Origin of the sequence: Bacillus sp. ZY-1-1 (genome assembly GCF_003047165.1) — a bacterium.
In the GTDB taxonomy this organism is placed as follows: Bacteria; Bacillota; Bacilli; order Bacillales; family Bacillaceae; genus Bacillus; species Bacillus velezensis.
The window spans coordinates 2,480,854-2,496,558 of the sequence record NZ_CP027061.1; the positions used below are offsets into that span (position 1 = coordinate 2,480,854).

Genomic DNA, 15,705 nt, shown 5'->3' on the forward strand with positions numbered 1-15,705 from the left:
TCTTTATAATTCTTTGAAATCAAGTAAAGGAATCAGCAATTCTGACTCTTCCTTTTCTGGAGCTTCTCCATTGTCGATCCAGCATTGTTCCTTATTGAATATAACCGGAGAAAGCGGGTGTCTTTTTGTCTCTCCATATCCTAACGTGAGATGGCTGTCGCTCAATATCATATGTGCGTTCGTGCCCCCGAATCCAAAAGAACTGATTCCGGCTCTCAAAACCCCTTTTCTGGGACGCCATTCTTTTAAAGACGTGTTCGGAAAGAAAGGCGACTGATCAAATTTAAAACGCGGATTTGGCGTTTTACAATGTAGTGTCGGCGGGAGCATCTGATTTTTTATGGATAAGGCAACCTTTATAATACTCGCTATCCCCGCTGCGCTCATTAAATGTCCGAAATTCGTTTTTACGCTGCCTACTCCGCAAAATTGCGTTTCTTCCGTAACCTCCCGGAACACTTCAGTCAGCGCTTTTAATTCAATCGGATCTCCTATCATCGTACCGGTGCCATGCGTTTCGACATAACTGAGAGTATCTGCATCAATTCCGCCTTTTTTCAGGGCTTTTTTTATCACTGCGCTTTGCGCTTTCGGATTAGGTGTTGTCATCCCCATTGTCTGTCCGTCATTATTAACCGCGGAGGAGTCAATTACCGCGTAAATTCTGTCACCTTCGGCAAGGGCGTCATCAAGTCTTTTTAAAAGGACTGCGCCGCATCCTTCTCCCGGTACAAATCCATCTGCCTTCTCATCAAATGTATGACATTTTCCTTCAGGTGAAAGCGCCCGAGCCTCACTCAGCATGACGTAAGGCTTTTGATCCAGCAAAATGTCAACCCCGCCCGCAATTGCCATATCTGACTCTTTTGACATCAGGCTTTGACAAGCGAGATGGACGCTGACCAATGAAGAAGAACAAGCCGTGTCTACAACCAGATTCGGTCCTTTCAGATTAAAAAAGTGTGAGATATGCGCGCCTATGAAATTTTGTCCTATACCCACGATCGTATTTTTTGAAGGGGAACCTATTTTGGACATAAACGTCCCGGTGCGCGAACCGATGAAAACGCCGACTTCTTTGTTTGATACTTCTTCCTTTGTATAGCCGCCGTCTCTCAATGTCTGGACGCTGACCTCAAGGCATTTTTTGATTAACGGATCAAGCTCTGATGCCTCACTTTTGTTCATATTAAAAAACGCGGGATCGAAAGACTCAATATCTTGAAGAAATCCGCCCCACTTACTGATACTTTTTCCTTTTTCATAGGTGTCAGAGTAGTATGAAGAAATATCCCATCGCGACGCCGGGACTTCACGGACACTATTTTGTCCTTTCTTCAAATTTCTCCAGAACGTTTCTGTGTCCGGAGCATCCGGAAACTCACAGCCCATTCCGATAATTGCGATTTGGTTCAGACTGGTTGGTTGCATTTGAGATCCGCTGTCCCGTACTTCGGGAGCATTTTGATTTATATGTTGCTCTTTATTCCGAACCTCAATGTTTTCTGAATCAATTTGAGGACTGATCCCCTCACTTGCAAATAACTCGTTCAAATAGACGCCCAGTTGTGAAAAACTCGGATACTCCAGAAAAGCCGAAGGTTCAATTTTTATTTGAAATGCTTCTTCCGCTTTTTTGACAAGCTGAACCAGTAAGATTGAATCAACTCCGTAATCCGCAAAAGACGTATCCTGATCTAAATTCCCGTAAGGTATTTTCAGCTCCGCGGAAAAAATCTCCATTAACTTCCTGATCATAGCTTCATTGTCTCCATGACCAGAGACCACTTTTTCCTCAGCATCCGGGTTATTTTTAGCAGCTTGAATTCTTGTCTGAAGCAGCTGCTGCAGCTTGAATTTCTCCGGATGTGTCTTTGCCGGTATAAGGCATGGATATCCGTTTATCGTCATGATTTCATCCAGCATGGAAATACCTGTTTCTGTTGAGTGTGAAAGTAAACCGAGTGCCTGATATGATGGACTTGTCACCTCGCCCATCCCAATGTCCTTCCAGCTCGGCCAGTTAATTGATTGATAATATGTTTTGCCGGCTGCATGCTGATACGCCGCAAAGTAATCCATAAAAGCGTTAGCCGCGGCATAGTCACTTGTTCCGGCGCCTAATAAAGGAAAAGCGCTCGCAACAGATGAAAACAAAATGAAGAAATCAAGTTCGTCATCAATAAAAACGTCATGAAGTACTTGCATCCCCTGCACCTTTGGCTCAAATACTTCTCTTATTTCTTGATCAGATTTATGAATAAAAGCCGGATTCGAATGATTGGCTGCACCAGCGCAATGAATCACCCCGCCGATTTTGCCGAACTTCATTCGCACCTCTGAAAAGAAGCGATGTAATTTTTCTTTTTCCGTGAGCGGCCCTGCATACACTTCCACCTGAACTCCCTTTTGATCCAACTCATGCAGCAGTTGTAATTTCGAAAAAAGAGGTGACTTTTCATCGGTGTCTTCTAACATGCCGGCTATTTTATCAGATTCCGGAAGGTCGGTTACTCCCATCAGCACAAGTTTTTTGACTCCCTTGCCGGCATAATGTCTGGCAAGTTCTGCTCCGATCCCTCTTGTTCCCCCTGTAATAACCAAGGTTTGATCCGTACGGCATACCGGCAGACCGGATAGTTTCCGGTTTATTTCCGCCGCATGTAATTTCTCGACGTATGGAATATAACGTTCACCGTTCCGGTAGCAGATTTCACTATACAGCCCGTCAGCGCAAGCTTCATCTGTGATTACCTGTCTCAGTTCCGCCGCAGTCCCGACATGCCCGTCTACATCTATTGTTTTTGATTTTATCTTTTGATACTCCGCGCTCAGCATTTTATATAGTCCGGCTGTTTCGGCTCCGGCTAATGACGGCTTGTCATTCAGAAATGTCTGGAGCCCTCTTGTCACATGTAAAACGAAAAGCTGTTTACGTGTCTTTATGATTTCCTGCAGCAGTATCAGCTTCCCGATTGTGCCGGTGCGTGCCCCGTTTTGATTACTCCGCAAATCTGACAGGTCAATCATGCCGATGATTTCCGGATTTTCTTCTATGACTGCTAGAGCCGTTTTTTTGGCTTCCCCATCCGAATGATCCCAGTTATCTGCGCAAATGACAGCGGGTTCAATCAGAGGATCTGAATCAAACAATTCGAATGCAAGCCGCTCACTTTCACTATTAGCCAGGATCATCACCTGTCCTTTCGTAAAAGCGGAAGGCGCAGCCTTTTGTTTTTTCCACGATTTTTTTAATACATCAAATGATAAGTCAGTCGGTGCATGGGGCAGACTCTGCGGTACACCTGTTTTCTGTTTCTGTGCTGCTTTTGCGGCAGGCACCCAATATCTGTTCCGTTCAAAAGGGTATGCAGGAAGAGAAATAAGCTTCGGTAATTCCGCAGTGTACATCTCTTCCCATTCAACGTCTCCTCCGTTCACCCAGTGAATGGCCATATCTCTTGCATTTTCAAAGTGAGCGGCTGACAGGGCATTCTTTTGACCGGCGCCTCGGCGGGCGTTTCCCCTATATAAACCGTTTAACTTATGATCTGACCGCAAATACATCGTCAGCTTATCGCGAAGATCGTCAATGCTGCTAACCTCAACAGCGAGCCGCTCTTCCATAGCGTTTCTCCCGGTCTGCGAAGTGTACGCGGCATCAGCTAGTGACGTTTTTGGCTCCAGTTCTTTTATATATGCATCAATCAAGAGTCTGAGCCGTTCTTCATTTTTGGCAGAAAGCAGAATAATTTGCGTCTTGTTGCTCTGTACCGTTTCCATCTTTTCTTCATTCTTGTACTCTTCGATGATAATGTGGGCATTAGATCCTCCAGCGCCGAACGAACTGATACCCGACCTTCTGGCTTGATTTTGCGGCGTCTCCCAATCGGTCAATTCAGACTGCACGTAAAACGGTGTTTCCTCAAAATCAATATTAGGATTTAAGTTATCGGAATGAAGGGAAGGAGCAAGCTGTTTATACTTCATTTGCATCAGCACTTTTGTGATAGAAGCAATTCCCGCCGCGGCCTCTAGGTGTCCGATATTTGACTTAACCGAACCAATTGCACAACGATAATCGCTTTTCGAGCTGTGCAAAGCTTTGGTTAAACCTGAAATTTCAATCGGGTCTCCCAAAGATGTCCCTGTGCCATGCGCTTCAATATAACTTATGCTGTCTGCATCAATCCCCGCCTTATCAAGAGTTTCACTGATGACGTTTGCCTGCTCGCCTGGATTTGGCACAGTGTATCCATTTGTTTTTCCGCCGTGATTTACAGATGTTCCCTTAATCACACCGTAAATCCTGTCCCCGTCAGCCTTTGCGGCAGAAAGCGATTTCAAAAGAACGGCCCCGACTCCTTCTCCCGGCACATATCCGTCTCCTCCCGCTCCAAAGCTTCTGCAGCGCCCATCGCTTGAAACAAAATGATTTTGTGAAAGTAAAGTATATTTATCCGGGTGTAAGGATAAATTCACTCCTCCGGCTATGGCGAGGGTGGATTCTCCCCTTTTTAAACTTTCACATGCAAAATGAACAGCAGAAAGTGAAGAAGAACACATTGTATCAATTGCAAGGCTGGGTCCGTGCAGGTCAAAGAAATATGACACCCGGTTTGCGATAGACGAATAAGAAGACAAGAGCGCCTGACGTCCCTCATCATCTGAAGCACCGGCTGCAAATAACTGATAGTGGCTGTAGGTGACGCCGACAAATACCCCTGTCTTATGCCGTTTCAACTTTTTCTTTGTGTAACCCGCATCTTCAAACGTGTGCCATGCTGTCTCTAAAAATAACCGTTCCTGAGGATCAATTAACTCGGCATCACGAGGCGAAATTGAGAAGAACAGCGGATCGAATTTATCAGCGTCTTTTATAAAACCTCCCCATTTGCTGTCATGACGGGCATTGTCACCTGTGTGATAATATTTCCGAAAATCCCAGCGCTCTTTCGGTATTTCCGTTATACAATCTTTTCCGGAAGAAATATTTTCCCAAAACTGTTCCACATCCTTCGCCATCGGGTAGCGGCCGGCTATACCGATAATTGCAATATCTTCCTCGGAAGGTGCGGATGGTATACGGGAAACGGAAAGCTTCTCCCGTTTCGCCGGCGCCGAATGATCAATTCGCTGTTCGGCTGCCGGTAAAAACGCCTTCTTCAACTCATGTTGATAGTGTTCAAGAAAATACTCTGACAGCTCTTCAACACTGCTGTATTCAAAGAAAAGAGTCTTAGACACTCTTCCAAAATACTTTTCGAGACGGGAGTTAAGACCTAAAATTGTTAGAGAATCAATTCCGTAACGGTCAAATGTATCCTCGGGTAAAATGCTGTCCGCCGGTCTTCCCGTTTCCGCACCGACGATCTCTGTCAATAGACGGATCGTTTGCTTTTTCAGATCTTTTTCATTTAATTGCGGCAGACTGTTGTTTTCAGGCACAGTCTCTATCTTTTTATGGTCAGTTGAGAGTAATTCACTTATTCTATCTTTGTCTCCGCTGATAACAGCCAGCTGAGAAGCAGAACGGCTCATACTGTCCTGAAAAGCGGCAAGCCCTGCTTGGGCAGATAAAAGTTCCAGCCCCGTGTGTCTTAAAGCCTGCAGCTCTGCCGGACCAACTGTCATATTCCCCGCATCCCATAAAGGCCAATTAATAGAAAGTGTTTTCCCGGGACGTCCTTTCATGCTTCGATACTGGGTGAATCCGTCCATACATCCGTTAGCGAAGGCGTAGTCGCTCTGACCCGCATTAGGCAGAACGGCCGAAAGGGATGAAAACATAACGAAGAAATCAAGAGGCTCTTCCTCAGCTGCTTTATCCAGCCAAACGGTTCCGAATACTTTAGGCGCTATAACTTCTTCTATGCTTTCTTTCGCTTTTTTTATGATAAATGCATCCTTAACAAGTCCGGCACTGTGCAAAATTCCGTTTAATTCCCCGAATGTCTGCTTAATGTGCTTAATTAACGCGTCCGCCTCTTTTTCCTTTGAAATATCTGCCGGGACATATAAGGCTTCAGCGCCGAGATTTTCAAGCGCGCTCAATTTTTGCGCCGTTTCACGGGATGCCGGAGAACGCCCGGTTAATACCAGCTTGACTTCCGCCTGTTTCGCCAGATATTCCGCAAACAGATACCCGAGGCCTCCGGCTCCTCCCGTAATTAAATACACACCGTTCTTTTTTACACTGAAACTATGTTTCTCCCCATCTTCTTTTTTTACTCTTTTAAGCTGCCTTTTATAATAATGCCTCGGCTCATAACAGGTAAAGTGGTCCGTCTTGCATTGATTGTTCCATTCAAAAGAGATGACATCTGCAATATGCTGCTTTGTAAACGGCTCGTCAAACATTGATTTCAGCTCTGCAGCCTTACATGTGAAATTCGGATTTTCGGCCTGTACGGTCTTAAGAAAACTTTCAACCGCATTATAAATGGGCTGAACCTCGCCCTCGGCATTTTCATACAGATACAAAACTTCTGCTTTCGGACAAAGTTTGTTCGCCATGAAGGCCTGAAACATTTGAAACAAGGAAAACAGACTTTTATTGAGCTGCTTTCTTATTGCATCTTCTGTATTTTTGAAGAGCCCGGCAGCTAAAAAATGAATAATATGGCGGGGTCTTATATTTTGAGAACGCAGAACCCCGCATAGCGCATCATAATCCTCATCATTTGCAAAGTTCATTTTAAAACGACCGTTCCGGCAATCTTCGAAACGCTCGCCGGAAGTCACGTAAATGAAAGGCGCCTCATAGCCTTCAAGCTGTCTCTTCATTACGGTATACATGCTGTCGTCTTTGCAAAAAAATATAATTGGCTCTTTCGTATTCGGGAATTTTTCACTGCCTTTAAATTCATGTCTATCCCATACCATTTCATATAGATGGGTTTTCCCCAAACTCTTAATTAATTCCAGCCCTTCTTCACGCGTCAGGCTGCCTTCTTTCACCTTTTTCACGATTTGCTCAATTTGCATTGTTTTTTCATTCATGGAAAAGCAACTCCTCTATCAGCTCTGACGTCTCTTTCGTATTCATCTCACCTGTTTGTGCTTTTTCAAGAAGCGACATGATTTCTCCATCTGCTGTATCTTTATTTGAGTTGTGAAGCTCAGTGTTCGAGAAAGCCTCAGCCTTCTGCGCTTCATCTTTATTTAAAGGAATCCAATGTCTGTTCTTGCTGAAAGGATAAAGAGGAAGAGGCCGTTTAACCGGTTTGAGTTCCTCCTCATACAAGTCTTCCCAGCTGATTTCACAACCGATCGTCCACAACTGAGCCAGTTTGGCCGGCTTGTTTTGCTGAATCAGTGATTGAACATATGCATGACCTTCAGGGCCGCCGAATAAAGGAGCGTACAGACTATCAAAATCCGTTACATTTCCTTCATAAACACCTTGCAGTCTGCTCCCCTGAATGTAACCGTTTAATTTTTCAAGAAGATCTCCGGTATTCGAGCAAGTGATCGCAAGGCGGCATTCAAATGGTTCCCTTCCGGTTTGCAGCGTATATGCTATTTCTTCAAGACCGATTCCGGACTTTTCTCTAAAATTGCCGTTATACGGTTTATCAGCTGATCGATTCCGGACGCTGCTGATATAGCGGCACAGCTCACTCAGGGTCATTAATTCCTGAAATATATCTAGTGATATTTCTGTGCCGTACATTTGGTTTATATAAGAGATTAATTCGGAATAAGCCAACGGATCAAATCCGAATTCTGAAAGAGGTGTCTTTGCATCTATATTTGCGGTATCTAAACGCAGGATACCCGCTGCCGCTTCCCGAACCGCCTCTTGCACATCACGTTCCTGCACCTCTTGATGACTGAATTGAACTGATAGTTCTTCATGTAAAAACGTTGTTAACTCTTTGGCTTTAACCATCAGCCTTTCCTTTGTTTTGGCCGATAGAACAATGATTTGATCCCGCTCGGCAGTTACTGCTTTATCTTGTCCGTATTCAAATTCTTCCACGATGACATGAGCATTTGCCCCGCCGAATCCAAAGGAACTGACTCCGGCGCGGCGCGGAATTTCATTTCCTTTTCGATCTTTTAATCTGGCCCACTTCATAGTTTTATTGACAATATGAAACGGTGTTCCGCTTAATTGAATGTAAGGGTTCAGCTCCTTGACATGAAGTGTGGCAGGCAATGTTTTATACTTCATGGATAGTAATACTTTAATCAGCCCCGGCATTCCAGAGGCGGGCTCTAAATGACCGATATTCGTTTTTACTGAACCGATGCCGCAATATTGGTCATGATTCTTTCCTGGATGCGGCTCAAAAGATCCAAACGCTTTTTTCAAGCCTTCAATCTCAATCGGATCTCCCAGTTCTGTTCCGGTTCCGTGTGCTTCAATATAAGATATCGTATCAACAGGAATATCGGCATTTTTGTAAACAGACGTTATTAGTTCTGCCTGAGCTTCCGGGTTCGGAGCGGTCAATGAAGCAGATCTTCCTCCGTGATTTTCTCCGGTTCCTCTCAGGACTCCGTAAATATTGTCTCTGTCATTCATTGCCGCTTGCAATGGTTTCAATAACAGAACAGCTGCACCTTCACCGCGGACATAACCGTCGGCAAGTTTATCAAACGTCTTACACCGGCCGTCCCTAGACAAAATACCGAGTTTATCGGTATACATATGCGTGACTGGATCTAAGAGCAGCGAAACCCCGCCTGCTACCGCCAGCTCACTTTCGCCATTTTGAATCGAGCGCACAGCTCTGTGGATTGCTACAAGACTGCTTGAGCAGGCTGTATCAATGGACTCACTCGGACCTCTGAAATTAAAATAGTGGGATACACGATTGCTGATGAGCGCCTGGCTGTTTCCGGTTCCCGCAAACGCATGCGCCCCGTCCGAATGCCTCATCAGCAGCTGGCGGTAATCATTAAATTGAATGCCCGTAAACACGCCGATATGTTTGCCGGACAGCTTTGAAGCTTTGTAACCCGCATCTTCTATCGCTTTCCAGGTTTCCTGCAAATAAATTCTGTGCTGAGGATCCATGAGTTCTGCTTCCCGCGGATTAATATTGAAAAACGCCTCATCAAATTTATCGGCATCTGTGATAAATCCGCCCCATTTCGAATGTACTTCGCTGCTTCCTTTGCCTTCGGCGTATTTTTTCCAATCCCATCGATCCGGGGGAATTTCCTGAATCGAATCTTTTTCATTGATTAAATTGATCCAAAACTCATCTGCATTTTTTGCTCCCGGAAAAACACAACTCATCCCGATAATGGCAACCGGCTGCTTCTCCGGATGATGGTCAGCCTGTCTTGCTGTCTTTTTTTCAAACGGAAAACTTCGCGGCGGCTTCACGGTTTTCCCTGCGGTTTTCCCGGCGTGCACGACTTTCCTTTTTTCAGAAATGTTTTTTTCTGCATCTGTATTCCCTTTTGCAACAGTACGCAGTTCACTGCTTAGAAATTCTGAAAGAGACTTTATATGGCTGTAAGTAAAGAAAACGGCAGGTGTCAGCTTAAGCTTGTATTTTTTATTCAGTCTGACAGCTAATGTTTTCAAACTGATAGAATCAAAGCCGAGATTGCCGAAATTCTCTGCCGTATCCAGCTGTTCAATGTTAATTTTCAATAATTCCGATACCATTTGCTTCAGTTCTTCAAGGACATTGTCTGCAGAATCCGGTCCTGTATAAGAACTTTCCTCTTGACGAACCGGAAGCGTATTTACTTTTTGATACGGCAGATCTTTTTTTGCTGGTGTAGTTCCAGCATCCCCGGTAACAACCGAAATTTGCGGACAGTCACTTGCCAAAATTGTCTCAAAAGCCGCTATCCCTTCTTCCGTTTCCAAATAATCAAACCCGGATGCGGAAAGATATGCGTCTTCAGCTTCTTTGTTTAAATGCATTCCGCCTTTACGCCACAACGGCCAGTTAATCGAAATGCTCTTGCCTTGTCTCTCTTGCCGGCTGCTCTGTTCGGATCTCCAATTGATATATTGATCTTGAAAATAATTGCCCATCGCATAGTTAACCTGTCCAAAATCTCCGAAGACCGAAGAAATAGAAGAGAATACGATAAAGAAATCAAGCGGCTCATCTTTCGTTAATTCATCTAAGCATACCGTTCCTTCAATTTTAGCAGTCATGCCTTCCGTAAAATCAGTCAGATTCATCTCTGTAAATAACCGATCATCGGCATGACCAGCTGAATGAATAACGCCTTGAATGGATCCCCAAGTCCGTTTCGTTTCTTCTATGACCCATCCCATCGTCTTTTGATCTGCGGCATCAGCTTGATAATATACCGCGTCTCCTCCAAGCGCCTGCAGCCGGTCAATGTTATGTCGTTTATCAGCTGTTAACGGTGATCTTCCCGTCAATACTAATTTTGCTTGATACTGAGAGGCTAAATATTTTGCAAAAATCAGGCCCAGACCGCCCAAACCGCCCGTTATGAGGTAAATCCCTTTCTGTTTCAGCTGATGAGAGTGCTCTGTATGATTGAATACATACTCCTTTAATGTCTTAACATACCTCTTGTCATTTATATATTTAACTTCTTCCGCCTGCCGTTCCACGCCTGAAACCATTTCGTTAAGAAAAAATTCAGCCATTTTTTCAATTGATATACGTTCTGAAAAACCGATTGACTTCACATTCTCTGCGGATGGCACCAACATATTTGCCGTTTTTAAACAGCCTGCAAGAGCGCCCGTATACGGATCATTCATGCCTTCTTTAAAAGAGTGAACAAGAAGCAGAGAATGAAGATAAAGAGAGGCGTCACTGCGGGCGCTCAGGGCTTTTAATAAATAAAAAATTGATTCCAGGCCGCTGAGAAGGCGGTCACCCGCGTAAAATGTTTCTCCCGTGTGCAAGATGACATCAGGAGAAAACCCCTTTTTCTCCAATTCTTCGAATAAACGAATATAATCTGACGTCACTTCCGGGTTTATACAGAATGTCAGCAGATTTTGATCGGTCTGCCGCTGATCCGGCGTGACGAGAATGACACGGCTGTCTGATTGATTTGTCAGAGCTTCAGCCAATGCTTCATCTTTTGCAAAAACCAGAATTGTTTTTGGCTCCCTATCTTTCTTTTCAATCAGAGGGTTTTTTTGATCCCACTCATGCTCATAAAAACGTACATTTTTATTAGGCTTTTCGCCAAAAACCAGCCCGCTCAGTTCCATCAAAATCCCGCCGGCATTGTCTAATACATACACATCATAAGCCGAATCGCTTTCTTCAGTTTGTTCTGCATATACATAAACGGGTTCAGTCTCATGATCAAAAATCGTACATTCTTTAATATTTTCCGGGGTCTCTCCGGCATTTTCCCCCGCAAGGTATACGACGGCTTGATATGCGCTCTCAATCACTTCCGGTTTGATTATGCACCCTTTCGGCCCGGCCTTTGCTTTTATCTTTAAAAGCACCTGTCCGTTCCTGCTGACGCAGTGCTCTGCGGCTTTCAGACTGTCACTGCAGCTGTATCCGAATTCGGCAAGCCGCTGATAAAACGCTTCGTACGGTATACGGTCTGCGCCCTGAGACAGGAACGGCTCAAGATGAATATTTCCGTTCTCGTACGCCCCGCCTTCTAATTTGAGCCGCCCTGAGGAATAAATGGATGAGTCGCTCTGTTTTTCTATAGAATACGATGCACCCTGATTATCCGGGGTTAATACAATCCGGATCTGCTCATTGCTTCCGCTTTGTAACATCGGTTCTCTAAAGGAGAGCTCAGTTAATTTAATAATCGGATTCCCTGAAGCCATCGCTCCGGCAGCTCTCGCCATTTCAATCTGGCTGAGAAACGGAAACATTTCCTTGTCTTGATACTTTGTTTTTATATACAAATCGGTATCGCTTACATTGATAAGAAACTTCTGGGCTTTAAAATCAGATATATTGCATGAAATATAAGGATGCAGATCGTTATTTACGTTCATCCGGGTGCTTCCCGTATTTTGCGCATCTATTCTGCATAGCTCTTTGGCAAATGGATATCCCGGTGCTGATACCCGTCTCAAAGTGACATCTTTATAAAGTGACAGCCAATCTACTCCATTACCGCCAACCCAGTATTCAGCAATCTTCACAAGATCCCTGTTTGCGGCTGCTTCTTCAATTTCAGCTTTGTTCGTCCTTTGAGCTTCTGTTGTGTCTTCGCCGCTTGTAAAAATATGATCCCTCGCATTTCCGAGAGTATAGTCTGTCAGCCCTTTAAGCAATTCATCTCTTGTGGAGGCGATAACAGCCAATCTGTGCGGCATTTCTTCTCTCCCGGTTTGTAAAGTAAATGCTGTATTTCTAAGTGTTTCTAATGAATAATCTCTGGCTGCTATTTGTTCTTTTGCGCGTTTTGCATATTCTGCCAGCCTGTCGGCATTTTTTGCAGAAAAAACAAATAAAAGCTGTTCAGGTTCTTCAGCCGCGAGAGGAGAGATAGCTTCATCCGCAAATTCTTCTAAAATAACATGGGCATTAGCTCCTCCTGCCCCGAAAGAACTGATTCCGGCACGCCTGGGAACGGATGACTCCCATTTTTCGGCTCTGTCCGGTACATAAAAAGGTGTTTTTTGAAACGGTATATTCTCATTCAATTCAGCAGAATGAGTCAGTGACGGAACAATCGTTTTATGTTTCATTTGAAGAATAACTTTCGTAATGCCCGCTATGCCTGCAGCAGCCTCAAGATGTCCGATATTTGATTTAACCGACCCGATCGCGCATGTCTTCTTATCGCGTTCGGCACCTGAAAATGCTTTGGTCAGGCCGGTGATTTCAATCGGATCTCCTAACGCGGTGCCTGTTCCGTGAGCTTCTATATAGCTGATGCTTTTTGGATCAATACATCCTTTTTTTAAGGCTCTCGTAATGACCTCACTTTGAGCTTTTGGATTCGGCACGGTATATCCATTCGTCTTAGCACCATGGTTGATCGCTGTTGCCTTAATAACTGAATAAATCTGATCACCGTCGGCAATAGCCTTTTTTACCGGTTTCAGCAGCACGGCACCTGTCCCTTCTCCCGGCACATAGCCGTCTCCTCCTGAACCGAAGCTTCTGCACCGGCCATCACTGGATAAAAATCCGCCTTGAGTCAGGAGTTCATATTTATGAGGATGAATGGATAAATTGACGCCTCCTGCAATTGCAATTTCACATTCATTCCTGATTAAACTTTCACAGGCAAAATGAACAGCCGTTAATGATGAGGAACACATCGTGTCCAAAGCAATACTTGGCCCGCTGAAATTAAAGAAGTAGGATACCCGGTTTGCGATTGATGCATATGAGGAAGAAACGGCCGCTTCGTGACCAACGCTGTACAGCTGATATTGGCCGTACATAACCCCTGCAAAAACACCGACGTTTTTTCTTTCAAGCGTTTTCTTTGCGTACCCGGCATCTTCTATGGTGTGCCAAACCGTCTCTAAAAACAGTCTTTCCTGCGGATCAATTAATTCAGCTTCGGCAGGAGAAATATTAAAGAACAACGGATCAAAATGATACACATCGTCAATAAATCCACCCCATTTGCTTTGGTTTTTTACTTCGTCGCCCGCCGCAGGCTGATAGTGCAGCCTCGAATCCCACCGATCCTCAGGTATCTCAGTTATACAGTCTTTACCGTTCAATAAGTTTTCCCACAGAGTATCAAGATCATTTGCCATCGGGTAACGTCCGCTGATACCGATAATAGCGATATCATTGTCATGATACTTCTCCTGCTGCACCTGATTTTTCATCTGCATTTTCTGTTTCCCGTTAACATCGGCTGTCTGTTTATTATCTTTTTTCTTCTGAGATGGGGTGCCGCTCCCGTTTTCTCCTAACCGGAGTTTATGAAGAAGAGTATCCCTGTGCTCCTCAACGAAATACTGTGACAATTCTGCCGCAGTCTGATATTCGAATAACAGCGTTTTTGAGAGCGCGCCGAAATGTTTTTCAAGCTCATTCGTCATATTGATAATCATAACGGAATCAAGTCCGTATTTTTCCAATGCCTCTTCTGCATCTATTTTGTCCGCAGGCATCCTGAATTCTGCAGCAATTATTTTTATGATAAAATCGGATGTTTCAGCTGTCAGTTTCTCTGAATCAAATGATTCGATATTTCTCCCTGTTCCTTCATCTGCCTGAATATTGTCTTTTCGTTCATATAATTGATGAACATGATTGTCAATTTGCTCATCTCCGTAAAATACAGTAAATTGCGAAAAACCGGAGGACAATGCGACGGCAAACGCTTTTTTACCTTCTTCTTTTTCTAAAGGATAAAAACCCGCCTTTTTCATTGTCTCTACCGTTCGCTCATCCACTTGCATGCCGACTTCTTTCCACAGCGGCCAGTTCAGAGAGAGAGAAATCGTATCAGAATGCTGGGCAGAACGCATATTCATGAAATGATCCATATAACTGTTTCCGAACGCGTAATCAGATTGCCCGACATTTCCCAACACTGCGGAAGTAGAGGAGAAGCAAATGAAAAAGTCAGGATTTTCTTTCTCAACAGCATCATTCAGCCACATCGTACCCAATACTTTCGGTCTGATTACCTGATCGAATTCCTCTCGTGACTTGTTAAGAAGGAAAGAATCCCGGATGATTCCCGCGCCCTGAATGACCCCGTTTACTTTTCCATAAGAAGTTTTGGCTTTTTTGACTACATATTCGGCTTCTTCCTTATTGGTAATATCAGCCTGAACATAAACAGCTGAAGAACCGGCATCCTCCAATCGCCTCAGCTGTTTTCTTATATGATCTGAAAGCGGAGATCTACCTGTTAAAACAAGGCAGCATTTTGTTTGAAAAGCCAAATATTCTGCAAAGGTAAATCCTAATCCGCCCGCGCCGCCCGCGATAATATATACTCCATTTTCTCTCAGCGGCACATCTCCGCTTCCGGAATTTTTTTCGGGTTCATACGTTTTGAGCTGTTTGACATAACGCTGCATGTCTTTATAACGGATCTCTACATCTGAAGGCTGGAAATCACTCAGCTCATTGCGTATGATATCAGCTGCGTGAACGGCTGCTATTGACTGCTCCATTTCAATGCTTTTTGCTGAAATTAACGGATTTTCCAGCTGTAATGTCCGCAAAAATCCGCTTGCCGCCGCGTAAAGAGGCTGTTCTCCGGAAAGGTGCGAAAAATATCCATATAACAGCTTGATCGGTTTGCGGCAGTTATTTTTGAAGAGCGCCTGTTGTAATAAAAACAAAGAATAGACTCCGCTGTCGCATTGTTCACGAATTGCTCTCTCTGTTTTTTCAAACGGCATGTCTGACCATAAATGCACCGCTTCCCGTATATCTGACTTCTCTTCTTCTATAAGCCATCCTAACAGGTTTATGTAATCTTTTTCAGAGCGGGGGTCGATTTCAAATACACCGTCCCCGGTTTTTCGAAACTCTTTCCCCGGCTTAACCAAAATAACCCTTGTATCATGCAATGCAGCAAGTTCTTTACTCACATCTTCATTTTTATCAAATAATAAAAGGCTGCCCTCACGCCGGCCGCCTTTTACATGAATGCTGAGATCTGTCCGCTGCCAGACCGTCTGATAATATATCGCCTGTCCGTTAACCCCTGCGGAATGAAAACCAAGCTGCTGTATCCGCTTTACTCCTTCTTCCAAAGAAATGTTGCCGCTTTCTATGTCAGAAAGTACTTTTTTTCTAATATGACGGGCTTCTTTCATAA

General features: G+C 44.2%; 2 protein-coding genes. Both read right to left on the bottom strand.

Annotation, left to right across the window (positions count from 1 at the left end; genetic code table 11):
• Nucleotides 1-3 precede the first annotated feature (3 nt).
• The gene (locus C5I45_RS12250; RefSeq protein WP_057079990.1) at nt 4-7,002 is read right to left on the bottom strand and encodes an SDR family NAD(P)-dependent oxidoreductase; all 6,999 of its coding nucleotides are present in this window, start codon (nt 7,000-7,002) and stop codon (nt 4-6) included.
• Complete coding sequence (locus C5I45_RS12255; RefSeq protein ID WP_107994410.1) at nt 6,995-15,703, bottom strand: type I polyketide synthase; 8,709 nt, start codon at nt 15,701-15,703, stop codon at nt 6,995-6,997. The genes C5I45_RS12250 and C5I45_RS12255 overlap by 8 nt, the downstream gene beginning before the upstream one ends.
• Between the last annotated feature and the right edge of the window lie 2 nt (nt 15,704-15,705).